Source organism: Rossellomorea vietnamensis (assembly GCF_008180415.1).
Taxonomy (GTDB): domain Bacteria; phylum Bacillota; class Bacilli; order Bacillales; family Bacillaceae_B; genus Rossellomorea; species Rossellomorea vietnamensis_C.
The window spans coordinates 562192-585436 of the sequence record NZ_VTEI01000003.1 but is presented as its reverse complement, the minus strand read 5'-3'; the positions used below and the strand labels follow the sequence as shown (position 1 = coordinate 585436).

The window sequence follows — 23245 nt, the reverse complement described above, 5'->3', positions numbered from 1 at the left end:
GCCATTGGCGGTCGGAGGTTGAAAAGCCATGCATATTTTGACTTTAGTTGAGCATGTCATCAAAGGCATTTTAGTTTCCCAGGGGACTGGGTTTCAAGAAAATAAAACCGTAGAGAGGAGGGTGATGGATTCAAGCTGTCAGCAGGGGTATGAGAAAAGCGGAAAAAAGGCCAAACAGCTGAAGTCTGTTTGGCCAGAGCGTACTATTGTAAGGCTGTTTTCGCATATATTGTTGCTTTCGGATATCCCCGGATACTAAGGCTTTTCACTTCCATCTGGGATAGCAGCTCTTTTCTTTTCATGTTAACTAGGTTATCTCGGTAACTTAAGGTTGTTCGTTTCTGGAATTAGTATCAAATAGCAACAAAGTTTACGAAAAGATCCTATTATACAGATAAGAAATGGGAAATCTTTTCTTCTTCAAGAAGGTTTCCTACGAAGAAAGTGCCGAAATCGCCGTAGCGGGCGCTCACTTCGTCAAAGCGCATTTCGTATACAAGCTTTTTGAATTGAAGGACATCATCCGCAAACAATGTAACTCCCCACTCATAATCATCGAAACCGACTGAGCCGGTGATGATCTGCTTTACTTTTCCTGCGTATTGGCGGCCGATCATGCCGTGGCTGCGCATCATGCTGCGGCGTTCTTCCATCGGCAGCATATACCAGTTGTCGTTTCCTTGGCGGCGCTTGTCCATTGGATAGAAACAAACATGCTTGGCCTTAGGAAGGATTGGGTAGAGGCGCGCGCGAACATGCGGGTTCTCATAAGGATCTTCGCCATCGGCAAGGTAGTTGCTCAACTCAACAACTGAAACATATGAGAACGTAGGAACAGTATATTGAGCGATCGTCAATTTATTGAATTCAGTTTCAAGTTCATTCAGTTCTTCCATCGTCGGACGGACAATCATCATCATGAAGTCTGCTTTTTGGCCGACAATTGTGTAAAGCGCGTGGCTTCCTTCTTCTTGTGCTTGTGTCTTGTTCATTTTTTCAAGGAAACCATGAAACTCATTGATTGCGTTTTGCCTTTCGTCACTGGAAAGCATTTTCCAGGAAGTCCAGTCCATTGCACGGAAGTCATGCAAAGAATACCAGCCATCTAATGTTTGTGCCGGTTCACTCATGTGTATCACTCCTTATAAACTTGTATGCACCCTTACTATATCATAGTTTGGCCCAATAACCTGAATAAGAATCTTGACATTAAAAATGCGCAAGCGCCTGGATCAGCCCCGACAGGCAAATGTTCCCTGGAGAAAAAAAGGCGGTCTTTCCTTTTATTCTCTGGGGGTTATTTGACCCCGAGGGGCTAGGCGCTGGAGCTGGATTGCAAAAAAAGCACAAGCGCCCCTTTTAGCCCCGACAGGCAAATGTTCTCTGGAGAAAAAAAGGCGGTCTTTCCTTTTATTCTCTGGGGGTTATTTGACCCCGAGGGGCTAGGCACTCGAGCTGGATTGCACAAAAAGCGCAAGCGCCCCGCTCAGCGGCGTACGAACTGTACCAGCCCCGCATGAGATAAAGGAATCACGAAGAACGAAGTGATTCGATGATGACTTATCGCAAGGAGGGGATGGGCAGTACGCTAGCCGCTGGGGCCTTGGAGCTGGATTCAGAAACGCTGCCTAGTTTGGACTTTCTTATTCTTTGAAAAAGGACAATTTCATCCTCAGTCATTGCGCGAAAACTGCATACTCAGTTAAAGAACAGGGAACAATAAAGCAGGTTAAAAAGGATGAAATTTTCTAAAAACAAAAACAATTACATTGGAAACGCTGCCACTGTCCATTATTCTTGAAATCTCCCGGCAGAAGAGTATGCTGAAAGTGGATAAATGAAGGAGGGCTTAATTTATGAGCAATCTATTTGAAACACTACAAGCGAAAGTTAAAGGAAAAGACCAGAAAATTGTATTTCCAGAAGGGCAGGATGAAAGAATTCTCAGCGCCGCGTCACGTCTGGCTGCAGAGGGAATCCTGACACCTGTCATCATTGGAAATGCCGGCAGTGTCCAGGCGAAAGCACAAGAGGTGAATGCTTCCCTCGAAGGCTGTGAAATTATGGACCCGTCTGACAATGAATTTATGGAAGAACTTGTACAGGCATTTGTCGAAAGAAGAAAAGGAAAAGCGACTGAAGAAGACGCTAAAAAAATCCTTCTGGATGAAAATTACTTTGGAACGATGCTCGTGTACACGGGTAAGGCCCATGGTTTGGTCAGTGGTGCGGCACATTCAACAGCAGATACTGTCCGTCCAGCACTTCAGATCATCAAGACAAAAGAAGGTGTGCGCAAGACTTCAGGCGTTTTCATCATGGTCCGTGAAGAGGAGAAATATGTCTTTGCCGATTGCGCGATCAACATCAATCCTGACAGCCAGGACTTGGCTGAAATCGCTGTGGAAAGTGCGAAAACAGCTGAAATGTTCGATATCGATCCTCGTGTGGCGATGTTAAGCTTCTCTACAAAAGGTTCAGCAAAGTCGCCTGAAACTGAAAAGGTTACAGAAGCAGTAAATGTTGCGAAGGAAAAAGCGCCTCATTTAACATTAGATGGAGAATTCCAATTTGATGCTGCCTTTGTGCCTTCTGTGGCAGAGAAAAAGGCACCAGACTCTGTCCTGAAAGGTGATGCCAATGTATTCATCTTCCCTAGTCTGGAAGCAGGGAACATTGGATACAAGATTGCACAGCGTCTTGGAAACTTTGAAGCGGTGGGGCCAATCCTTCAAGGGTTGAATGCTCCGGTCAACGATCTTTCCCGCGGCTGTAATGAAGAAGATGTGTATAAGTTAGCACTGATTACGGCAGCACAAGCGCTATAATGGCAAGTTGACGGTCTCCATCATGGGGGCCGTTTTTGTGAAAATCCCCCAATAAATGTCGTATTATAAGGGCTTTTGTTGGTGCGGGTTATCCCTTTTCGAATAGATTAGTGAGTAGGAGGGATAAAACTTATGAAAACTATTATTATCGATCCAGGGCATGGAGGGAGTGATCCCGGAGCAATTTATGGAAACGCAATGGAGAAGACCTATAATCTCACCATCGCATTGAGGGTACGTGATTACTTGCAAGCAAATTTCGATGGCAGCTTCTTGATGACCAGAACGAATGACACCACGGTGTCACTCAGCGAGAGGTCTAACTTCGCAAATTCCCGGAATGCAGACTTCTTTCTATCGATCCACAACAACGCGGCTGGTGGAACAGGCTTTGAAAGCTATATCTATAATGGTACTGTCCCCGAGCAAACCAAAAACTATCAAAATAGTGTTCACAATGAAATCATGTCCTCGATCAAGCAAAAATACGGAATTAAAGACAGAGGAAAGAAACGGGCCAACTTTCATGTCCTCCGTGAAACAGAGATGAGTTCTATATTATTGGAGGTCCTGTTTATCGATAATCCGGATGATTTGAAACTTCTAAACGATCCACTCTTTATCCCTGACGTTTCGGCAGCTATTGCCAAAGGAGTTGCCAAAGCGCTGGCTCTAGCTCCAAAAAATCAAGATCCATCTGGAGAAGTTCTTTATAAAGTCATTGCGGGGTCTTTCACTGAGCGGAGAAATGCAGAGGAACGGGTTAACGTTTTATCCTCAAAAGGAATAGCATCCTTTATTGTCCCCGCTATGATTTCAAATAAACAGACTTATAGAGTTCAGGTTGGTGCTTATAAAGAAAAAGAAAATGCGGACGCCCGAGTAGATGCTGTCAAACAGCTTGGCATGGGAGCGTTCATCATCACTGAAAATGAAGGCGCATCCCCGCCTAAAACAACCGCACCTCCATCCCCAGAAGAACTTTTTACAATCAGTGGAGATACACTTCTTACTCCTCATCAGTTAGATGCCTATGTCAGATCGGTTAATCCTGAGGCCCCTTCACTTGGTCAATATTACGAAGCTTATGGAAAACGGTATGGTATGAGAGGGGATGCTGCCTTTGCCCAGGCGATTTTGGAAACAGATTATTTCCGCTTTACCGGATTGGTGAAAAAAGAGCAGAATAATTACGCAGGAATCGGTGCAACCGGTCCCGGCAATCCTGGTGCAGTCTTTTCAACACCGGAAATAGGGGTTCATGCACATATTCAGCATTTGTACGCCTATGCTTCTACAGATAGTATTCCAGCAGGTCTTCAGCAAGTCGATCCAAGGTTCAATTTAGTAACCAGAGGAATCTCCGAATATTGGACGAGTTTAAATGGAAGATGGGCTGTTCCGGGAACAAGTTATGGACAGGACATTCTAGGCGTTTACAGAAGAATGATAAACCTTACAATCGGAGAACTGGATAAACAGAAACAGGAATTGAACAACCGGCTCGAGGAATTATAAATAAACAGGGGCATCCACGAGGGCACTGAACAAGTCCGACCATTAGTTTAAAGGCAGAATCGCTCACTTCAGAGAGCGATTCTGCTTTTTTCATAAAAGCCTATGAAAGAGTGCTGGTTTTTTGTTGAGGAGGCCCACTTTGCTTGGTTGGGTGAATAATATAAAGGGCTTTAGAGAGAAATTGTCCAGTCATTCTCCCTTAATTGGGTACTCAACCGTAAATAAGGGAACTTTTTTCCCTTATCTTCAATTTCAAGCTTATTACGGGGAAAATAGAGGAACTTTTTTCCTTTATATGATAAAAAACACAATTTTCCTAGCGTATTTAGCTAATTAAGGGAAATTTATTCCTCTATTTTAGCTTTTTTTAGAGTTTTGTAAGAAATAAGGGAATCTCTTTCCTCTATTTACTACCCAAAACACTGAACTACATAGTTAAGCACCATTGGTCAGTGCCTTTAATTAGCACCCTTCTATCTTTCCAGCGGTGGCAGGCAAATAAAAAACACCAAAGGATTTTAAAGCTGATGCAGGATAGAGAGCAAGAAAAAAGTCAACCTTTCTTCCTCTTTAAGGAAGGATAGTTGACTTTATCTTAGGTTAAAGCAAGTAACCTATAAAATTCGGTAGATTTTCAGTGCTCTCGCATCCGCTCCTGTTTTTCTAGTGCTTGGCAGGAAATTATAAAATCAACCACTGCGGATGACTTTTTTCTATGTTATTCACATCCAGCTTCAGCACCTGAGGTTCAAATAACCTCAAGAGAATAAAAGGGAAAAGCGCCTTTTATTCTCTTGAGAACATTTGCCTGTCGGGGTGGACAAGCCGCTTTTGCTATTGATCCGTCGAGCTTCGGCGCCTAGCCCCTCGGGTCAAATAACCTCAAGAGAATAAAAGGGAAAAGTGCCTTTTTATCTCTTGAAAACATTTGCCTGTCGGGGCTGGACAAGCCGCTTTTGCTTTTGATCTTTTCAGGCTTAGTCTTGGCAGTTTGAGGTGTGATATAATATTCCCCATGAATGATCGAAGGAGAACGAACGATGGAAATACAGAAAAATCAATCATTGTTAATACAGCCGGAATGGAGGATCATTGATCAATCCAGCCTGGGACCTATATTCAATGCTCTGCAGTCATTTGCAATCGATGATACCCTCTGCACTTCAGTGGGAGCGAAAACATCACCAGCCACAGCGAGATCGTGGGTTCATCATGACACGATTGTACTGGGAATCCAGGATGCAAAACTTCCCGCACTGGAAGAAGGGTTGAAGGTCCTGGAAGACCGCGGATACCGGTATATCGTGCGGAATTCGGGTGGATTGGCGGTCGTCTTGGACGAAGGAGTCCTTAATCTTTCACTCGTGTTCCCGGATTCTGAAAAAGGGATTGATATCAATCGCGGGTACGATGCTATGCTGCAGCTGACAGAGGATATGTTCAAGGATTTCGCTGTCCACATTGAAGCGAAGGAAATCGTGAACTCTTATTGTCCAGGCAGCTATGACCTCAGTATAAGCGGCAGAAAGTTTGCTGGCATCTCGCAAAGAAGGATCCGAAATGGCGTTGCTGTCCAGATTTATCTTTGTGTAAGCGGAAGCGGATCGGAACGGGCTAAAGTCATCAGGGATTTTTATTCAGCTGGAAAAAGAGAAGAAAGCAGCAAATTCATCTTTCCTGAAATCCACCCGGAGGTCATGGCCTCCCTTTCAGAACTTCTTGGTGTGGAATTAACGATTCAAGATACAATGCTCCGGTTTTTTCAGTCCCTGAAAGGGTTCAGCGGGAAAATCTACGCAAGCCAGCTGGAGGGCACCGAAATCTCTTTATATGAAGGCTATTTAGATAGAGTACATCAGAGAAATGAGAAAGTATTAGAGAGATAGAAATCGGCGGTCCAGTGGGCTGCCGGTTTTTCTTTAGCGCTTTAAAGTGGCATCCTTTATCCAACGATTACAATTATCAATCTTTAACAAAAAGCACTGGCCGCCGCCAGTGCTTTTGTTTTAAAATATATGAACGAATAAAATTTTCAGGTCGAGAATTAGGCAGCGTTTCTGAATCTAGCTCCAGCGCCTAGCCCCTCGGGGTCAAATAACCCAAAGAGAATAAAAGGGAAGACCGACTTTTTTTCTCTTTGGAACATTTGCCTGTCGGCGCTGATCAAGGCGCTTGTGCTTTTTGTGCAATCCAGCTCCAAGGCCCCAGCGGCTAGCGTACTGCCCATCCCCTCCTTGCGATAAGTCATCATCGAATCACTTCGTTCTTCGTGATTCCTTTATCTCATGGGGGGCTGGTACAGTCCGTACGCCGCTGAGCGGGGCCTTTCCGCTTTTTAATGAATCCAGCTCCAGCGGCCAACCCCTCGGGGTCAAATAACCCCTGGAGAATAAAAAGAAAGACCGCCTTTTTTCCTCCAGGAAACATTTGCCTGTCGGGGCTGAACGGGCCGCTTCCGCTTTTTAATGAATCCAGCTCCAGCGCCCGAGGGTCCGTACCCACTGGAACGGACCTAGCCCCTCGGGGTCAAATAACCCAAAAAGAATAAAAGGGTAGACCGCCTTTTTTTCTCTTTGGAACATTTGCCTGTCGGGGCTGATCAAGGCACTTGCGCTTTTTTATTCAGCTACTTTTTCAAGGTTACCGTTTCGGTCCATTTTGAATCTTGGGGCTTTTCCTTCTTCATCCTCAAATAATACGAGCTTTCTTGCACGGTTCATGATCTGCATCATGGTTTCGTAATCTTCCTGCATGGTCACTGTATTCTTTTCAAGTTCGCCGATTTTCTTTTGCAGATCGGCATTCTCACGTCTGATTTCAGCATTTTCATGTTTCAATCTCTGATTCTCACTTTTTAAAATATCTGAGTGGAAGTTCGAATGTGCCAGGTTTTGCAAATACATAATGACTTTTTCAAGAGACATTTCCATTCTGCCTTGAACAGGTTCGCGCTTGGCAGCTGGTGCAGTGAAGACCGGTGCTCCCGCAGAAGGATTCACTTCATCAGCTTGGACTGTTTCTTCTGCAAATTCTGTATCGGCTTCCATAACCGGACTAGTATACTCTTGTTCTTCTTCGCTCATTTCAGAAGACATTGATAGAGACATCGCGTCGATTTCATCATAAGATGGTGCCGGGGGCTGATATAACAGCTTCTTCTTGCCGCCCTGGTCTTTGCCGAGCAGGCGCTGTCTCTGTTTGCGCTGTTTCTTCGCCAGGCTCAAGGCTTTTTCATATTGATGGCGGACCACGGCATTCCAACGAAACCCGCATGCGGCGGAAGTGCGGTTCAGTTTGTCCCCTACCTCTTCAAACGCGTTCAGCTGTGTGCTGCCTTCTCTTACATGGCGTAAAACGGTTTCGGCTAATAACAAATCATCTTCTTCTGTCCAGGCATCTTGTCTAGATTTCATTTATTCCAACTCCCTTATTTTAGTAACTTTACTTACTAGAAGTTTGTACAAAATAAACAGAATCTATACGAATATGTTAAAATTAATTTTTTCTAATAGTTTCGTTGTTCTTCTGCCTGGGAAGGGTACTTTGAGTCTGTCAAGAGCCGTTTTTGGAGCAAAAATTTTTTAGGGCATTTTATCCTTGAAGTATAAACAATTTTCAGCAATTCTATTTATTTTTCGACACGCTTCGAGATGTTTTTATAAAAAAAACCGTCTATAATGGATATATGTTAGACAGGAAGAGGGTAAAGAATGGAATATTCCAAATTGAAGTTGCATGAGGAAAAAGTTTTCAAAGACCCTGTTCATCGTTATGTACACGTGAAAGATCAGGTCATATGGGATTTAATCGGGACAAAGGAGTTCCAGAGGCTGAGGCGGATCAGGCAGCTCGGAACCACTTATTTGACGTTCCATGGCGCGGAACACAGCCGTTTGAATCATTCCCTCGGTGTCTATGAGATTGTCCGCCGGATTGTAGACGATGTCTTTCAGGGCCGGCCTGAGTGGAGCCAGGATGAGAGGCTTTTAAGTTTATGTGCTGCACTGCTTCATGATTTAGGTCATGGACCTTTTTCCCATTCATTCGAAAAGGTCTTTCATCTCGATCATGAGCATTTCACACAAGAAATCATCCTGGGGAATACTGAAGTTAACCAGGTCCTTTCAAGAGTAGGCAGTGAGTTTCCCAAGCATGTTGCGGAGGTTATAGCGAAAACCTATGCGAACAAGCAGGTGGTCAGCCTGATCTCCAGCCAGATCGATGCTGACAGGATGGATTATTTGCAGCGCGATGCCTATTTTACCGGGGTCAGCTACGGCCACTTCGATATGGAGCGGATCCTGCGCGTGATGAGGCCCAGGGAAGACCAGGTCGTCATTAAGTCGAGCGGGATGCATGCGGTTGAGGATTACATAATGAGCCGTTATCAGATGTACTGGCAGGTGTATTTCCATCCTGTTACGCGGAGTGCAGAAGTAATTCTGACAAAAATCCTCCATCGTGCGAAAGACCTCTATCAACAATCGTATGCTTTCAAATATGATCCTCTCCATTTTTATTCCCTCTTTGAAGGGGACGTATCGCTTGAGGATTATTTAAAGCTGGATGAAGCGGTGATCATGTTCTACTTCCAGACTTGGGAAGAGGAGAATGATCCTGTGCTGAGCGACCTCTGCCGCCGTTTTATGAATAGAAATCTATTTAAATACGCTGAATTCGATCCAGCGAAGGAATACAGGAAACACAGTGAGCTGGAAACGTTATTTAAAAAAGCCGGCATCGATCCGGAGTACTATCTGGTCGTCGATTCATCATCGGATCTTCCGTATGATTTTTACCGGCCGGGGGAAGAAGAGGAGCGCCTGCCGATTCATTTACTGATGCCGGGTAACGACTTGAAGGAATTGTCCAGGCAGTCGGATATCGTGGATGCAATCTCAGGTAAAAGAAGAACAGACCACAAACTCTATTACCCTGCCGATTTTTTATATGATGAAACATCCAAGAAAACCATCAAAAGACAAATCCGTTCCATTTTGGAACTCGATTGATTAATAGTGAGGCTGTCTCATAAGCCATAGCGGAACCGCGTTTGCAGAATGGGGTCCGGAAACTTCTGAGACGGCCTCCGTGCACCTAATGGCGGGACACCGAGTAATTTTTGAAGTAGGAGATGAAGTAAAAGTGTTAAAGGATCACACGAAATTAATGAGTGCATTTTTGGCTTCCGGGGAAATCACCGGCAGAAAAAAACTCCAGAAAATGATATATATTGCCAAGAAATTATCGTTCCCTTTTCAAGAAAAGTTCCAGTTTCATTTTTACGGTCCTTACTCAGAGGAGCTGACCCTTCGAGTGGAAGAACTGTGCAACATGGGCTTCATCAGCGAGCTCAAGGAGAAGAAAGGCGGCTACTACCAATACCGGTACACCGTGACAGAAGAAGGACAGGGCTTTTTGAACATGTATGAAACGGATATCCCGTTCCTGAAGGATTGCCTGGAGGCCATGAACGAGCAGCCTTCCCGCTTCCTTGAACTCGTATCAACGGTGTTATACTTCGATAACCTGCCACGTGAAGAAGTGGAAGAAAAAATCTTTACCCTGAAGAGCAAGCAGAAGTATACGGTAGAAGAAATCGATACTGCCTATGAATATATCGAATCACTGAAAGAGAAGATTGTGCAATAATCTCGGAGCCTGTCACTGATGTGGCGGGTTTTTTTGTTATACGGAGACCTTTGGTGAGGAAGGATCGGGCTGTACGATTTTCGAACGGGATGGCTGGGTTTTAGAGACCCCTGGGAAGTGAGATGTACAGGGAAGAGGTTCTCAAGGAAGCTTCTAGGTGCCCAAATGGTGGTGGGAAAGCGAAAAAGATATCCAAGACATCCCCTAAGTGCCCAAACTAAACACTAGTGGCAAAGCAAGAAAAGGACATCAAAGAGACACAAAAGCAATGAGATTACAGAGAGGAGGTCTCAAGGCAGCTCGCAGTTACTCAAGAGCAGATATAGTGAAATGGCGGCGAAGCTCAAAAAAAGCCGCCAGTCACAATGGACCGGCGGCTTTTCTGCTGAAACGGGAAAACAAATTGACTATTCTTCGTCACTTAAACGCTTTCCGCCCACAGCATAATGGTTCTTGCTCATTTCCTCTATGAATACGACGACTTTGTCTTCAGGGGCACCTGTCGTTTCGCTGACAGCTGCAGTTACTTTTTCCACCAGGGCTTTCTTTTGGTCCTCACTGCGTCCTTCGATCATTTTAACGGTTACATAAGGCATGGGCTTCGCTCCTGTTCTATAATTTTGTTACAATCATTATGGGGATATTGAGAAAAATATCTTCCAGTTAAAAGTTTATCGTATTTTCCAGAAGGAGCAAGTCTGGTTGATAGAGAATATTTAGATAGACATGTTACCTATTTTAAAAAATCACTTATGTATATGAAGGAGAACAGACATTGGACTTTTTAGCCTTTAATTTAGAAGAGCTTCCATTCGTGATCATTGCTTTGATCCTGGCATTCACGTTTCACGAATATGCACACGCTTATGTAGCACACAAATTCGGGGATGATACCGCGAAGGATCAAGGAAGGCTTACCCTTAATCCGATTCAGCATTTAGATCCGATCGGGACCCTCTTCATCTTGATTGCCGGCTTCGGCTGGGCAAGGCCTGTTCCTGTGAACCGTTTCAACTTCAAGAAGCCGAAGCTGGCAGGGGTGCTTGTGTCGGTGGCGGGACCGCTGAGCAATTTCCTCATAGCGTTCATCGCGTACGGAATTTTTTATTTTATCATCACTTTTGGTTTCGGCACGGTCGTTCCCCAGTTTTTCATCGACCTGTTCAATATGATTGTATACCTGAACATCCTTTTGTTCATATTTAATCTATTGCCGTTTCCTCCATTGGACGGCTATCGGATTATCGAGGACCTTGTTTCGCCCCGCCTGCGGTCACAGATGTCGCAGTATGAACAATATGGCGTTCTGCTGTTTTTGATTTTGGTCATTACCCCTCTTGACCGTTACACGATCTGGCCGGTGATCAACGGCGGGATGAGTGCTGTGGGACAGACGTTCAATACGATTTACTATGCAGTATTTTCATTATTTTCATAGGGCTCTTTTCGTGAAATTTGTTGCTATTTGATACTAATTTTGAAAAAATAATCATATTAAGAAGGGTGAAAACTGGTAAAAAGAAAAGAGCTGCTCTCCCTCGATGAAAGATAAAACCCTTAGTACCCGGGGATATCTTAAAGCAACAATATATACGAAAACAGCCTTTCAGAAAGCAGAAGGAGCGATATAGATGGATGAAAAAAAGAAGAGCAAAGTAGGCTTTAATATTATCAAAAATGACCCGACAGACGGGCACGGCGGCTTCGGAATCGGTTCATTGAGCCTGGATAATGTCTCCCCTGTATTCGTTGATGTGCAGGAAGGAGAAGCTTTTGTCGACATAGGTGCGATGCATGCCCGCAGTTCCGTGGAAAAAAGAATCAAATTCACGACTAATCGTGAAGATTCCGAAGGCGGTAAACCTTACTGGCTTGTCTGGGTGACCATCGACCGTAAAGCGGACGGCCCTTACTATGCCGGCGTGACAGCGTGTGAAATGGTCGTCAATACGGAAAAGCGAAGAGGCTATAAATCCCTGCCTGAACACGTGAACCGGATGGATAAATCAATCAAGCGCCATATCATTGTCGATGACATGGATGACCGTTCAAAAGGCATCTTAAAAGACTACCTTATCAACCATGATGAAGGAATGTGGGAGAGATCTGAAGATAAGCTGAAAGAAGGACTTTCTGTCTGAAAAAACTTACAGATTATTACAATAGTTTGAACGAAATGTGACAGTTATGAGAAAAAATCGTTCACATCTTGCTCATTGGCGAGAAAAAAAGTAAACTTAAATCACAGTTTGCACAAATCAAACTAGGACATGAAAGACCCCGGGTTCGCACAAACCCGGGGTTTTTCTTATGTTTTTTAGATGGCTTAGATTTATTGATTTACTTTTCAGCTGCGCGGCAAGGTGCCGTGCGGCCTCCCGGACAGCACCTTGCCGCTTATGAAGAATCGCGCCGGCTAATTGGCTAATTGTTGGCGGGCAGTTCGGCAGCCTCTGTTACGGTTGCATTCTCATACGGCGACCCTCATCCAGGAAACCAGCTTAGAACCACTCTGTCCATTTTTTATACCACGGTGTTTTTTCCTCTTTCGGCTCGGCCGCCGGCGGTTTAGCCGGAATCTCTTCATGAAGATGCTCATCGCAGTATTCAGTCGGTTCAGTTCCTTTTACAAAGTACGTGAAGCGCTGGACCGGACACCCTTTGGTTGCGAGCTTTCCGTTATGCGGATTGACGAGATAGCCTTTGACATTTTTGGTGGGCTTGAATGCTTTGACAGGTTCGCCTTTTAAAGCCTCTTCCATGAAGTGGACCCAGATGTTTTTGGCATAGTATTTATCCTCTACCAATGAAATTTCTTTTCCTTTATCATAACCGGTCCACACACCGGCCGTGAGCTGGGGAGCAAACCCGATCATCCAGTTATCTGAATTGGTTGTGCCTGATTTCCCGGCATAAGGCCTGGTCGCATCTTTGCGGATGGTGATTCCTGTAACCGTAGAATAATCGTTCAGCTTCGGGTCGAAGATGCCGCTGAGCATGTGTGTCATGACATATGCGGCATCCCTGTCGAGAACCTGTTCTTTTTCCCATTTGTTTTCATAGATGGTTTCCCCGCTGAAGCCTTCCACCTTTGTAATAAAGACGGGCCGGATTTTATACCCGCCATTGGCAAACATTCCATAAGCATTGACCATATCGATGACTCTTGCTCCAGAAGTTCCAAGGGCGGAGGACGGCACCTTTTTAACAGGTGTCGAAAGGCCGAATTTTTTGGCTGTATCGGTAAGCGTTTCTTCACCAAGGAAGAGGTGGGTCTTGACCGCATAGACATTATCCGAAATCGCAATTGCCTGAGCTAGTGTAATGTCATCTCCTGCATACTTGTTGTTAAAATTATGCGGGGTGTATTCGCTTTGTCCTTCATCGAATTTGAACGTAGTCAGTTCGCTCCTCATTGTTGTAGAAGGGGTGAAGCCTTTCTCGACCGCCGCATAATAAAGAAGCGGCTTGATGGTTGATCCCGGCTGCCTGACTGCCTGGACAGCTCGGTTAAAGGGACTTTCCTCATAATTCCTGCCCCCGACCATTGCGGTAACATGTCCGTTTTTCGGGTTGATGGCCGTGAACCCAACCTGGATATCAGATTCCGGGCCGATTTCTCTTTCAATTACGTCTTCTGCTGCTTGCTGATGCTGCGGATTCAGTGTTGTGTATACTTTCAGGCCGCCAAGCTCGATGGTGCGCTCATCAATACCCAGTTGGTTTCTTAGAATGTTTTTAACAACATCCTGAAAATAGGGAGCGGTTTCCAGTGACTCATGCGGGTAGTGCCCGACAATTGCCAACGTTCTTGCTTTAGCCTGAGTGGCTACCTCATCTGTAATCATTTTATCTTCCTTCATGGCCTTGAGGATGAGTCCCTGGCGTTCTTTTGCTTTTTCAAAAGAGTCAATCGGAGAGTAAAGGCTCGGTCCTTTCGGAATCCCGGCAAGCATGGCGGCTTCAGCGACAGTCAATGTGTCGGCAGCCTTTCCAAAATAAAACTGGCTGGCGGCCTCAATCCCGTATGCGCCGTGGCCATAATAAATCGTGTTCAAGTATCCTTCAAGAATCTCTTCCTTAGAATAATTCATCTCCAGACGCAAAGTGTAAAGAGCTTCTGAAATCTTCCTTTTCCATGTTTTATCATGAGTCAGAAAGAGGTTGCGGGCATACTGCTGTGAAATTGTCGAAGCGCCCTGGACTTTGGCCATTGCCTTTAAATCGGCTAATCCGGCCGCTGTGATTCGTTTGAAATCGAAGCCGTGGTGGGAGAAAAATCCCTTATCCTCAATGGCCAGCGTTGCATCGATCAAATCAGGGGAAATATCCTCAAGGGGGACCCAGTACCTCTTTTCGCCGCTGTTGCTTTCACCGATAATTGAACCATCCGCCCCGTAGAACAGAGTGGATTGGGGAACAGCAAGAGGGGGAGGCCCCTTGATTTTGGCATATGTCAATAAACCCGCTAATCCGGCCAGGATTAACAGGGTGGAGAGCAGGCCCAAGATGATGGCGGCGCGCAAATATTTTTTGGTTTTTTGTATACGGGAACTTGTGATGATTTCCAAGTGAATCCCTCATTTCCTATGAATCTGCCGTTTTTACTAGTATTCATTATGGAAAGCAGGGGTTTTTTTTAAACATATAGGAAGAAAATTAATAATTATTCTTGTATTTTCGCCAAATTAGACTATACTTTTTCTCATGTTTGTATTTATGCTGTTGGGGAAGGATATTTATGATGATGTTTGTCCCCGGCCGCGAGAATTAATTAGAAAAGGAATGAAGTAAAATGGGTGGATTCTGGTTCACAGAGAAACAAACGGAAAACTTCGGAATTACAATGAAAATTAACAAAACTTTACATACAGAGCAAACGGAATTTCAAAAGCTGGATATGGTCGAAACAGAAGAGTGGGGGAACATGCTGCTTCTTGATGAAATGGTCATGACTTCTCAAAAAGATGAGTTCGTTTACCATGAAATGGTCGCACACGTGCCATTGTTCACGCATCCTAACCCGGAAACTGTTCTAGTTGTCGGCGGCGGAGACGGAGGCGTAATCCGTGAAGTGCTGAAGCACCCGTCTGTTAAAAAAGCCGTACTTGCGGAAATCGACGGCAAAGTCATCGAGTACTCGAAAAAATATCTTCCTGAAATTGCGGGCGAGCTTGAAAATGAAAGAGTGGAAGTACAGGTAGGCGACGGCTTCATGCACATTGCAAAAAGTGAAAATGAGTATGATGTCATCATGGTGGATTCCACTGAGCCTGTTGGCCCGGCCGTGAACCTGTTCACAAAAGGATTCTACGCAGGAATCTCTAAAGCATTGAAAGAAGACGGAATCTTTGTTGCTCAATGTGACAATCCTTGGTTCAAGGCAGATTTGATCCGCCAGGTACAAAGCGATGTAAAAGAAATCTTCCCGATCACGCGCCTGTACACGGCAAACATCCCGACTTATCCAAGCGGCCTGTGGGCATTCACAGTCGGCTCCAAGAAACATGACCCGCTGGAAGTAAGCGATGACCGTTTCCATGAAATCGAAACGAAATACTATACAAAAGAGCTTCATAAAGCCAGCTTTGCACTGCCTAAGTTTGTGAAGGATTTGACAGAGTAATATAAAAAGCGGAAGCGGCCTGATCAGCCCCGACAGGCAAATGTTCCAAAGCGAAAAAAAGGCGGGCTTTCCTTTTATTCGCTTTGGGTTATTTGATCCCGAGGGGCTGGCCGCTGGAGCTGGATTGAATAAAAAGCGGAAGCGGCCGTTCAGCGCCGTACTGATTAATAGGATCTGCATTTAACCTAACAAATTTTTAAAGGAGTGAAAAAAATGCGCTTTGATGAAGCTTATTCTGGTAATGTGTTTATCGGCAGCCATCCATCCTATGAAGACTGCCAAATTGTGCTGTACGGCATGCCGATGGATTGGACGGTCAGCTACCGTCCTGGTTCCCGTTTCGGCCCAGCCCGTATCCGCGAAGTGTCGATCGGCCTGGAAGAATACAGCCCGTACCTGGACAGGGAACTTGAAGAAATCAAGTATTACGATGCCGGGGACATCCCGCTTCCTTTCGGGAATCCGCAGAAAAGCATCGATATTATTGAAGATTACATCGATGGCCTGATGAAGGATAACAAAATTCCGTTTGGCATGGGCGGCGAACATCTGGTATCATGGCCTGTCATGAAAGCTGTTTATAAAAAACACAATGATTTGGCCATCATTCATTTTGATGCCCATACAGACCTTCGAGAGAATTATGAAGGCGAGCCATTGTCACACTCTACGCCAATCAGGAAAATCGCCGAGCATATCGGACCCCATAACGTATACTCTTTCGGAATCCGTTCCGGCATGAAAGAAGAGTTTCAATGGGCGAAGGAGAACGGCATGCATATATCCAAGTTTGAAGTGCTGGAGCCGTTAAAAGAAATCTTGCCAACGCTCGCAGGACGTCCGGTATATGTAACGATTGACATCGATGTTCTTGATCCTGCGCATGCGCCAGGAACAGGCACGGTTGATGCAGGTGGAATCACCTCCCGTGAACTTCTGGCCTCCATCCATGAAATTGCCCGTTCAGAAGTGAATGTAGTAGGAGCCGACCTTGTTGAAGTGGCCCCAATCTATGACGCATCCGAACAAACAGCCAACACCGCCAGCAAGCTCATCCGTGAAATGATGCTTGGCTGGGTGAAATAATACTTTAGATTTGTAACTGCCCTGGAGAGTCATGGATTCATTGGGGCAGTTTTTTTGTTTGGGTGACAGTCACCACCCGGAGTTTGTCAGGAATTGTCGATTGGGCCGATCGGTTGATTGACGTCTGTCCAAGAGGGTAATGAAGCGGCACAGCGCTGAGGGAAAAGCCTATTCGCCGATAGGAAAGCAGATTTCGTTGATAGAAGAAGAAGACCATTTTTCGTCGATAGAATCCCTTATTTCGTTGATAGAACGCCCAAGTGGCTGATAGAACTCTAAATCGAGTCAAAGGTGAAGCAATCACGTTGGAGAAGCCAGACCCGTTTCAGAAGCGCTGCAGCCACTTGGAAAGTATCAGAAATAACCGAATTCCGCCCGTTTCATTGCAATTTTAACCGATTGTTCATATACTTAATGGGTTAAGGACGTACGTTTAGGGCGAGCCAAATTTTACAAAGGATGTGAGAGGTTTGAAAGGTGGAGGAATTGAACAGACTGAGGTCAAAATTCACTTGAAAACCCGCATACAGCATGGTGAGGAAATAGACTCTTTTGAATTGTTCTCAGATGGCAGATACTATGAAAAAGGAGATTCATTTTTCCTGAAATATGATGAAGTTCAAGAAGAAGGAACGATACATACAATCGTCAAGATGAAACAAGGCGAAGAAGCTTTGATCTTGCGCAGCGGAGCGGTGAAGATGAGGATGGTTTTCAAGGAGGACGAAGAGCTGGCCGGCTCTTATGAAAGCCAGCTTGGAACGTTGATGATCACGACAAAAACATCTAAATTGACACACACTGCGGATAGAACCCGGAACCACGGTGAAATAAGATTGGCCTATCAGTTATTTATGCAGGGAAACCCGGTTGGAAAGTATGAGATGAATATTTCGTACAAGGAGGAAGGAAGAGAGTAATGAATATCGCAGAAAAAGTACAAGAGAAATTAAAATCAGAGATCAGAGCGGCGGTCCTGAAAGCGGGACTGGCGACGGAAGATCAACTGCCTGATGTTATTTTGGAAACACCAAAGGAAAAGTCACATGGAGATTACTCGACTAACATGGCGATGCAACTTGCACGTGTCGCGAAGAAAGCTCCGCGAATGATTGCGGATGAGATTGCGGCGAATATCGATCAGGGAGAAGCATCGATTGAAAAAATCGATATTGCCGGCCCTGGATTCATCAATTTTTTCATGAGAAATGAGTATCTGACAGAATTGGTCGCAAACGTTTTGCAAGCCGGGGATGAGTACGGACGGTCAGAGGCAGGCAAAGGAGAAAGAATCAACGTCGAGTTTGTTTCGGCCAACCCGACTGGTGATTTGCACCTTGGACATGCCCGCGGAGCTTCTGTTGGTGACTCCCTGTGCAATGTGCTTGATAAGGCAGGCTATAAAGTAACCCGTGAGTACTATATCAATGATGCTGGTAATCAGATCCACAATCTGGCATTATCTGTTGAAGCGCGTTATTTCCAGGCAGTGGGCCATGACAAGGCGGTTCCTGAAGACGGCTACCAGGGTGTTGATATTGTCGGCATCGGGAAAAAGCTGGCGGAAGAATTCGGTGATAAATATATCGAATCTCCTGAAGAAGAGCGCTATACATTTTTCCGTGAGTACGGCTTGAAATATGAAATGGAGAAATTAAAAAAAGATCTAGAAGATTTTCGTGTGCCGTTTGATGTCTGGTACTCTGAAACATCGCTTTATGAAAATGGCAAAATCGATGATGCTTTAAAAGCACTCAGAGACAACAATCATGTATTTGAAGAAGGCGGTGCAACCTGGTTCCGCTCCACTGAATTGGGCGATGATAAGGACCGCGTGCTGATCAAGAATGATGGTACGTACACTTATTTGACACCGGATATCTCTTACCACCGCGATAAGTTCGAGCGTGGACATGATATTTTGATCAATATCTGGGGAGCTGACCATCACGGATACATTCCACGGATGAAGGCGGCTATTGAGGCGCTTGGCTATAACCGTGATCAATTAGAGGTTGAAGTGATTCAGCTTGTCCACTTGTTTAAAAACGGTGAAAAAATGAAGATGAGCAAACGTACAGGAAAGGCTGTGACGATGCGTGACCTGGTGGAAGAAGTAGGCCTTGATGCAGTACGTTACTTCTTTGCGATGAGAAGTGCCGATACCCATATGGATTTCGACCTTGACCTTGCTGTGTCCCAGTCGAATGAAAATCCTGTGTATTATGCGCAATACGCTCATGCCCGCATTTGCAGTATCCTGCGCCAGGCGGAAGAACAGGGAATCAGTTTTGAAGAGGGTGCGGACCACTCCCTTCTGAAAGCTGAAAAAACAATCGAGCTGCTGAAAAAACTGGGAGATTTCCCGGGAATCGTTGCGGATGCTGCTGAAAAGCGGACACCGCACCGCATCGCTAACTATATCAATGAGCTGGCATCCACATTCCACAGCTTCTACAATGCAGAGAAGGTGTTGGATATGGAGAATCCGGAATTGACGAAAGCCCGCTTGTCCTTGATCAAAGCGGTGCGCATCACAATGAAAAACGCGCTGAAACTAATAGGCGTGTCTGCTCCAGATAAGATGTAATAGCCAACATACAACTTATAAAAAAAGACGGCTGAAGAGCGTGCTTCACCGTCTTTTTTTAAAGATAGAAAGTATAAAATTTTCAATTCGAAAATTAGGAAGTGTATTTCTGAATCCAGCTCCAGCGCCCAGCCCCTCGGGGTCAAATAACCCCCGGAGAATAAAAGGAAAGCCCGCCTTTTTTTCTCCGGGGAACATTTGCCTGTCGGGGCTGATCAGGGCGCTTGCGCTTTTTATAGCACCATGAAATCACACCATGATACGGATCTGTTATATGGAAAATAGTTTGCCCTTCATTGGGTAACCTAGGAACATAGACAACGATGGAGGTTTCATGATGAAAACAGTATTATTAGCAATATTAACAGGCTTTATTGTCGGCTTCATATTTGCTCTTTTTAAACTGCCGATCCCGGCACCGCCGGCTTTTGCTGGGGTGGCAGGAATCATCGGTATTTACCTTGGCTTTAAAGTGTACGCCTGGGCACAGCCGATGATTGAGTCGATGATGAAATAAGTGGCAGGCGGGAGAAGCCTTCCTCAATAATGGGAGCAATTCCAAAAGCTGATCAGGCCAAGCCGAGATGCAGCAAAGATTTCTCCCTTGATACCAAAACCCCCCGGCAGATGATTCCGCCGGGGGGTTCGACTATATTTTTCGCTATGGAACATTTGCCTGTCGGGGCTGATCAGGGCATTTCCGCTTTTTAGTCAATCCAGCTCCAGCGGCCAGCGCCTAGCAGATTTTGGTCTCTCTCCTTGCGATAAGTCAACATCGACTCACTGCGTTCGTCGTGTTTCCTTTATCTCATGCGAGATCCCATAAATCTGTACGGCGCTGAACGGCCGCTTCCGCTTTTTAGTCAATCCAGCTCCAAGGCCCAGCCCCTCGGGGTCAAATAACCCAAAGAGAATAAAAGGAAAGCCCGCCTTTTTTTCTCTTTGGAACATTTGCCTGTCGGGGCTGATCAGGGCCTTTCCGCTTTTTATTCAACATGCAAATAATGAAACCTTTCAAACTTTTTGATGGTTTCTAGCTTGTTGAATTCGACTGGCTTCTTAAACAGCGGGCCATCATAGACAAATGTATGGAATTCGCCGTTTTCTCCGCAGGGGTCGACACTGCTTGGCAGATCACGCAGCAGGTCTTCATCGTATTCCCGGCCGAGGAAAGAGGGGTCGAGCTGGGATTCGTCCACACAGATTAAAATGGCTTTGTAGCCTTTTTCAATGAACTCCCGGCTTAAGTTTGAGGTCGTATCTCCCCATAGAGGAAAAACGGGTTCCAGCTGAGTTTGACTCATCTGACTTTCCCGGTATGCTCTAATATCTTTTAGATAGATATCGCCGAAAGCCACCGCTTGAATTACCTGGGCACTAAGTGATCCCAATGCGGAGCTCATGCCAGCTTCGTATTCTTCATTGCCGGCTCCCTGTTTCATTAATACCGGAAGCAGGGGAAGGTTCAGAGCTTCTGACTGTTTTTTTAGAAGGGGAAGCGGGATATCGTGCATCATGACCCGTTGTTCTTCTTCTGCCAGTGTGGTCAACAGCCTGGCAGGGTTCCATTCTGGGGAGTAGTGGAGACGGTCGAGCATGACCATGCTGTCGCGTCCGCCGCTCCACGATAAGCAAATATTCTTTTTCATATCGTATCCTTTCTGTTACCAATTCAAGGTGCCGCCGCCTACTCTTTTCACTCCGCGGATTTTTGCGATATCTTCGGTCAATTTCAACATGGCGATATCTTTATTCTTCGCTTCAATCATGATATCGGTGTCCTCATCCAGCTCTTTCAACATCTTCAAGTAAGACAGAACGAAGTCGATATCCACATTATCCGCATGGGAACGGAAAGCTTTTTCAGATTTAGGTGAGGACACATGGATTTTCGGGCGGAGATCCCGGTGTTTCCATGTGTCGAAAATTCTCGGTAAATACGTTTGCAGCGGCTCAGAGCTTTGATTTGCTTGATGATGATGGACATCGAGAATCATAGGGATCCCTTCTTTTTCACACACTTCGAGGGTTTCCTCGACAGTATAGGTTTTATCATCATTCTCAAGGGTCATGATTTCTTTAACATGAGAAGGAAGCTTTTGCAGGTTTTGATGAAACCGGGCCAAGGCTTCTTCCTTATTGCCATAGGTTCCGCCGATATGTATGTTGATCAGCGACTGCTCGTGAACGTCCATGGCTTCAAGCATTTTGTAGTGAAAGACCATATCCTCGACCGCATTATCCGTCACAGATTCCTTAGGGCTTGTAAACAAGGTAAATTGGTTTGGATGGTAGCTGGTCCGTATATTGAACTTCTTGATTAAGCGGCCAAGTTCCTTCCACTCTTCTTTAAAAGGAGAAACGAAATCCCATTTGACCTCAGGATGCGTGGCCAGCGGAACCATGGAGCTCGACATCCGATAAAGGGGGATTTCATGTGAAGCCAGATAATAAAGAATCCTTTTCGTGTGTTCCAAGTTTGCTGATGTCACCTCAAGGAGCTTCCTATTCCGTTCCTCTTCTGAAAGCTCCCCGTATCTCTTGAATGTCATCGTCTTGGAGGGGCTTGCATCCCATAGGGACAGGGCATTGGCAACAAATCCAAGTCGTAGCTGCATCGTTTCACTCCCGGAAAAAAATTCACCCTCACTATTGGAGGGTTATTATAATAATATCGAAACCAGAGAAGCGAGTCCTTCTTTAAATCTGGTGAATATGCTGACAGAATTAAGCTCATTCAATGAAACTTTTTTTGATCCTTCGATATCCTTCTGGACTTCACGGCGTACTTCATCAACAAAGGATTGGGTATACGTGAAGTTATTCAGCTCCAGATTTACGTAAAAGCTCCTTAGGTCAAAATTTGCGGTTCCAATGTCGCAGAATTCATCATCGAGAATAATTAATTTTGAATGATAAAAGCCGGTCTGATAGTGAAAGATATCTGCGCCTAAGGGGATTAGTTTTCGGAAATATTTAAATGAAGCTTCCTTGACCAAGGGATGATCGGGTTTTTCAGGACTTACAATCGTAATTTTTATTCCGCGGTTCAATGCCTTGATCAGCGCATCCATCACTTCCTCGGAAGGAATAAAGTAGGGAGTGCCGATGAAAATCGATTTTTTGGCTGTGCTTATGAACTCAACAAACTGGCTTTCAATCTTGAATCCTTCTGAAGGAAAGAAGCGGTGTTCCATAGCGCCTTTTTTCAAATCTGAAGGAAAATAGTCGGGCTTATTGATGATGTCCTCGCCGGTTGCCCGCTTCCAATCCACGCCAAACTCCCTTTGGAGATCAGACGTTCCTTCTCCAATGATTCTCATGTGATAATCTCTCCAGGGAGAAAGCTTGGGGTCCTCATCGATATAGGCTTTGCCGACATTATAACCCCCAAGGTATCCAATTTTTCCATCTAAAACGGTAATTTTCCGATGGTTCCTTTGCTGAGTAGAGAAGAAAAGGTAAGGAAGCTTCGGCTTTTCGGCAAAGTAAACAGCTATGCCATTATCCTGCAATTCATTTACCATTTTCTTTTTAATTTTGAAACTTCCGACCCGGTCCATCAAAAGCCGTACTTCCACGCCTTCTTTGGCTTTCTGCTTAAGCAGGTCAAAAAACTGCCGTCCCAAATGGTCATTCTCAACGATATAGAAGAGGCAGTGAATGGAGGAAGTCGCTTCTTTTATATCAGCAAACAACCTTTTAAAAAAAGCAGGCCCAGTTGATATAAGCTCCATATCACTTTGCCTCTTTTGGTAATCACGCCTATAGGCTGTCCTGACAAAAGCTTTCCTTCCAAAGTGAAAGTCCAATATGCACCACAGTACGATGGCCGCCAATATAATAAAAATGGTTAAAATCCACATAGTATCACTCTTTCATTACTGATAAGGATTAGTATGTCCAATTATCCTTTATTCATCTTTTCCCCTTTATAAGCTTGTT

Annotated in this window: 21 protein-coding genes; 13 read left to right on the top strand and 8 right to left on the bottom strand. The window is 45.0% G+C overall.

Annotated features, from left to right (window positions below; genetic code table 11):
* The first annotated feature begins 28 nt into the window (after window positions 1–28).
* Window positions 29–259 carry a hypothetical protein gene (locus FZC78_RS08925; RefSeq protein ID WP_148939343.1) on the top strand — a complete coding sequence of 77 codons (231 nt, stop codon included), beginning with the start codon at window positions 29–31 and terminating at the stop codon, window positions 257–259.
* Between the two features lie 127 nt (window positions 260–386).
* Here FZC78_RS08925 and hemQ read toward each other — a convergent pair whose 3' ends face one another.
* On the bottom strand, window positions 387–1130 hold the full coding sequence (gene hemQ / locus FZC78_RS08920; RefSeq protein ID WP_148939342.1) for a hydrogen peroxide-dependent heme synthase: 744 nt from the start codon (window positions 1128–1130) through the stop codon (window positions 387–389).
* Between the two features lie 726 nt (window positions 1131–1856).
* Between hemQ and pta the strand changes: the two genes are divergently transcribed.
* The 3 genes from pta to FZC78_RS08900 all read left to right on the top strand — a co-directional run bounded on the left by pta (window position 1857) and on the right by FZC78_RS08900 (window position 6232).
* On the top strand, window positions 1857–2828 hold the full coding sequence (gene pta, locus FZC78_RS08915; RefSeq protein ID WP_148939341.1) for a phosphate acetyltransferase: 972 nt from the start codon (window positions 1857–1859) through the stop codon (window positions 2826–2828).
* Between the two features lie 132 nt (window positions 2829–2960).
* Window positions 2961–4346: an N-acetylmuramoyl-L-alanine amidase gene (locus FZC78_RS08910; protein WP_148939340.1), complete on the top strand. Its 1386-nt coding sequence runs from the start codon at window positions 2961–2963 to the stop codon at window positions 4344–4346.
* A gap of 1040 nt (window positions 4347–5386) precedes the next feature.
* Complete coding sequence (locus FZC78_RS08900; RefSeq protein ID WP_148939339.1) at window positions 5387–6232, top strand: lipoate--protein ligase family protein; 846 nt, start codon at window positions 5387–5389, stop codon at window positions 6230–6232.
* A 158-nt stretch (window positions 6233–6390) separates the two neighbouring features.
* Here FZC78_RS08900 and FZC78_RS08895 read toward each other — a convergent pair whose 3' ends face one another.
* Entirely contained in the window at window positions 6391–6573 is a 183-nt protein-coding gene (locus FZC78_RS08895; RefSeq protein ID WP_148939338.1) for a hypothetical protein, read from the bottom strand.
* A 391-nt stretch (window positions 6574–6964) separates the two neighbouring features.
* Window positions 6965–7759 carry an RsfA family transcriptional regulator gene (locus FZC78_RS08890; RefSeq protein WP_148939337.1) on the bottom strand — a complete coding sequence of 265 codons (795 nt, stop codon included), beginning with the start codon at window positions 7757–7759 and terminating at the stop codon, window positions 6965–6967.
* Window positions 7760–8056: 297 nt separating this feature from the next.
* Between FZC78_RS08890 and FZC78_RS08885 the strand changes: the two genes are divergently transcribed.
* Together FZC78_RS08885 and FZC78_RS08880 are read left to right on the top strand one after the other, a co-directional pair.
* Window positions 8057–9358, top strand: coding sequence for an HD domain-containing protein (locus FZC78_RS08885; protein ID WP_148939336.1), 1302 nt, complete (start codon window positions 8057–8059; stop codon window positions 9356–9358).
* 133 nt (window positions 9359–9491) lie between these two features.
* The gene (locus FZC78_RS08880) at window positions 9492–9998 is read left to right on the top strand and encodes a YwgA family protein (RefSeq protein ID WP_148939335.1); all 507 of its coding nucleotides are present in this window, start codon (window positions 9492–9494) and stop codon (window positions 9996–9998) included.
* A 407-nt stretch (window positions 9999–10405) separates the two neighbouring features.
* Here the strand turns inward: FZC78_RS08880 and FZC78_RS08875 are convergent, their stop codons facing one another.
* Window positions 10406–10594 carry a 2-hydroxymuconate tautomerase gene (locus tag FZC78_RS08875; protein WP_148939334.1) on the bottom strand — a complete coding sequence of 63 codons (189 nt, stop codon included), beginning with the start codon at window positions 10592–10594 and terminating at the stop codon, window positions 10406–10408.
* A 179-nt stretch (window positions 10595–10773) separates the two neighbouring features.
* Here FZC78_RS08875 and FZC78_RS08870 point away from each other — a divergent pair, with 179 nt between their 5' ends.
* Both FZC78_RS08870 and FZC78_RS08865 read left to right on the top strand, forming a co-directional pair.
* Entirely contained in the window at window positions 10774–11436 is a 663-nt protein-coding gene (locus FZC78_RS08870) for a site-2 protease family protein (protein WP_148939333.1), read from the top strand.
* A gap of 193 nt (window positions 11437–11629) precedes the next feature.
* Window positions 11630–12139 carry a YwhD family protein gene (locus FZC78_RS08865; protein WP_148939332.1) on the top strand — a complete coding sequence of 170 codons (510 nt, stop codon included), beginning with the start codon at window positions 11630–11632 and terminating at the stop codon, window positions 12137–12139.
* Between the two features lie 360 nt (window positions 12140–12499).
* Here FZC78_RS08865 and FZC78_RS08860 read toward each other — a convergent pair whose 3' ends face one another.
* Window positions 12500–14569 carry a transglycosylase domain-containing protein gene (locus FZC78_RS08860; RefSeq protein ID WP_148939331.1) on the bottom strand — a complete coding sequence of 690 codons (2070 nt, stop codon included), beginning with the start codon at window positions 14567–14569 and terminating at the stop codon, window positions 12500–12502.
* 224 nt (window positions 14570–14793) lie between these two features.
* Between FZC78_RS08860 and speE the strand changes: the two genes are divergently transcribed.
* The 5 genes from speE (at window position 14794) to FZC78_RS08830 (ending at window position 19817) form a co-directional block, all read left to right on the top strand.
* On the top strand, window positions 14794–15624 hold the full coding sequence (gene speE / locus FZC78_RS08855) for a polyamine aminopropyltransferase (RefSeq protein ID WP_113930580.1): 831 nt from the start codon (window positions 14794–14796) through the stop codon (window positions 15622–15624).
* Window positions 15625–15837: 213 nt separating this feature from the next.
* On the top strand, window positions 15838–16710 hold the full coding sequence (speB, locus tag FZC78_RS08850; protein WP_148939330.1) for an agmatinase: 873 nt from the start codon (window positions 15838–15840) through the stop codon (window positions 16708–16710).
* Between the two features lie 461 nt (window positions 16711–17171).
* Window positions 17172–17630, top strand: a complete 459-nt coding sequence (locus tag FZC78_RS08845; protein ID WP_148939329.1) for a DUF1934 domain-containing protein — start codon at window positions 17172–17174, stop codon at window positions 17628–17630.
* Window positions 17630–19300, top strand: coding sequence for an arginine--tRNA ligase (gene argS, locus FZC78_RS08840; RefSeq protein ID WP_148939328.1), 1671 nt, complete (start codon window positions 17630–17632; stop codon window positions 19298–19300). The genes FZC78_RS08845 and argS overlap by 1 nt, the downstream gene beginning before the upstream one ends.
* Window positions 19301–19637: 337 nt before the next feature.
* On the top strand, window positions 19638–19817 hold the full coding sequence (locus tag FZC78_RS08830; RefSeq protein ID WP_148939523.1) for a XapX domain-containing protein: 180 nt from the start codon (window positions 19638–19640) through the stop codon (window positions 19815–19817).
* Between the two features lie 469 nt (window positions 19818–20286).
* Here FZC78_RS08830 and FZC78_RS08820 read toward each other — a convergent pair whose 3' ends face one another.
* From FZC78_RS08820 to cls, 3 genes are read right to left on the bottom strand one after another with little or no spacing between them, the layout of a single operon-like run.
* Window positions 20287–20949 (bottom strand): adenine nucleotide alpha hydrolase, encoded by a 663-nt coding sequence (locus tag FZC78_RS08820; RefSeq protein WP_148939327.1) that lies wholly within the window; start codon window positions 20947–20949, stop codon window positions 20287–20289.
* 15 nt (window positions 20950–20964) lie between these two features.
* Window positions 20965–21918: a UV DNA damage repair endonuclease UvsE gene (gene uvsE / locus FZC78_RS08815; RefSeq protein WP_148939326.1), complete on the bottom strand. Its 954-nt coding sequence runs from the start codon at window positions 21916–21918 to the stop codon at window positions 20965–20967.
* Between the two features lie 45 nt (window positions 21919–21963).
* Window positions 21964–23166, bottom strand: a complete 1203-nt coding sequence (gene cls, locus FZC78_RS08810; RefSeq protein WP_148939325.1) for a cardiolipin synthase — start codon at window positions 23164–23166, stop codon at window positions 21964–21966.
* Window positions 23167–23245: the final 79 nt, after the last annotated feature.

What these genes read in the sequence shown, in the direction of transcription:
- FZC78_RS08925 (WP_148939343.1), top strand. Translation starts at nt 29, where the DNA reads ATGCATATTTTGACTTTAGTTGAGCATGTCATCAAAGGCATTTTAGTT.
- hemQ (WP_148939342.1), bottom strand. Translation starts at nt 1,130, where the DNA reads ATGAGTGAACCGGCACAAACATTAGATGGCTGGTATTCTTTGCATGAC.
- pta (WP_148939341.1), top strand. Translation starts at nt 1,857, where the DNA reads ATGAGCAATCTATTTGAAACACTACAAGCGAAAGTTAAAGGAAAAGAC.
- FZC78_RS08910 (WP_148939340.1), top strand. Translation starts at nt 2,961, where the DNA reads ATGAAAACTATTATTATCGATCCAGGGCATGGAGGGAGTGATCCCGGA.
- FZC78_RS08900 (WP_148939339.1), top strand. Translation starts at nt 5,387, where the DNA reads ATGGAAATACAGAAAAATCAATCATTGTTAATACAGCCGGAATGGAGG.
- FZC78_RS08895 (WP_148939338.1), bottom strand. Translation starts at nt 6,573, where the DNA reads ATGGGCAGTACGCTAGCCGCTGGGGCCTTGGAGCTGGATTGCACAAAA.
- FZC78_RS08890 (WP_148939337.1), bottom strand. Translation starts at nt 7,759, where the DNA reads ATGAAATCTAGACAAGATGCCTGGACAGAAGAAGATGATTTGTTATTA.
- FZC78_RS08885 (WP_148939336.1), top strand. Translation starts at nt 8,057, where the DNA reads ATGGAATATTCCAAATTGAAGTTGCATGAGGAAAAAGTTTTCAAAGAC.
- FZC78_RS08875 (WP_148939334.1), bottom strand. Translation starts at nt 10,594, where the DNA reads ATGCCTTATGTAACCGTTAAAATGATCGAAGGACGCAGTGAGGACCAA.
- FZC78_RS08865 (WP_148939332.1), top strand. Translation starts at nt 11,630, where the DNA reads ATGGATGAAAAAAAGAAGAGCAAAGTAGGCTTTAATATTATCAAAAAT.
- speE (WP_113930580.1), top strand. Translation starts at nt 14,794, where the DNA reads ATGGGTGGATTCTGGTTCACAGAGAAACAAACGGAAAACTTCGGAATT.
- speB (WP_148939330.1), top strand. Translation starts at nt 15,838, where the DNA reads ATGCGCTTTGATGAAGCTTATTCTGGTAATGTGTTTATCGGCAGCCAT.
- argS (WP_148939328.1), top strand. Translation starts at nt 17,630, where the DNA reads ATGAATATCGCAGAAAAAGTACAAGAGAAATTAAAATCAGAGATCAGA.
- FZC78_RS08830 (WP_148939523.1), top strand. Translation starts at nt 19,638, where the DNA reads ATGAAAACAGTATTATTAGCAATATTAACAGGCTTTATTGTCGGCTTC.
- FZC78_RS08820 (WP_148939327.1), bottom strand. Translation starts at nt 20,949, where the DNA reads ATGAAAAAGAATATTTGCTTATCGTGGAGCGGCGGACGCGACAGCATG.
- uvsE (WP_148939326.1), bottom strand. Translation starts at nt 21,918, where the DNA reads ATGCAGCTACGACTTGGATTTGTTGCCAATGCCCTGTCCCTATGGGAT.
- cls (WP_148939325.1), bottom strand. Translation starts at nt 23,166, where the DNA reads ATGTGGATTTTAACCATTTTTATTATATTGGCGGCCATCGTACTGTGG.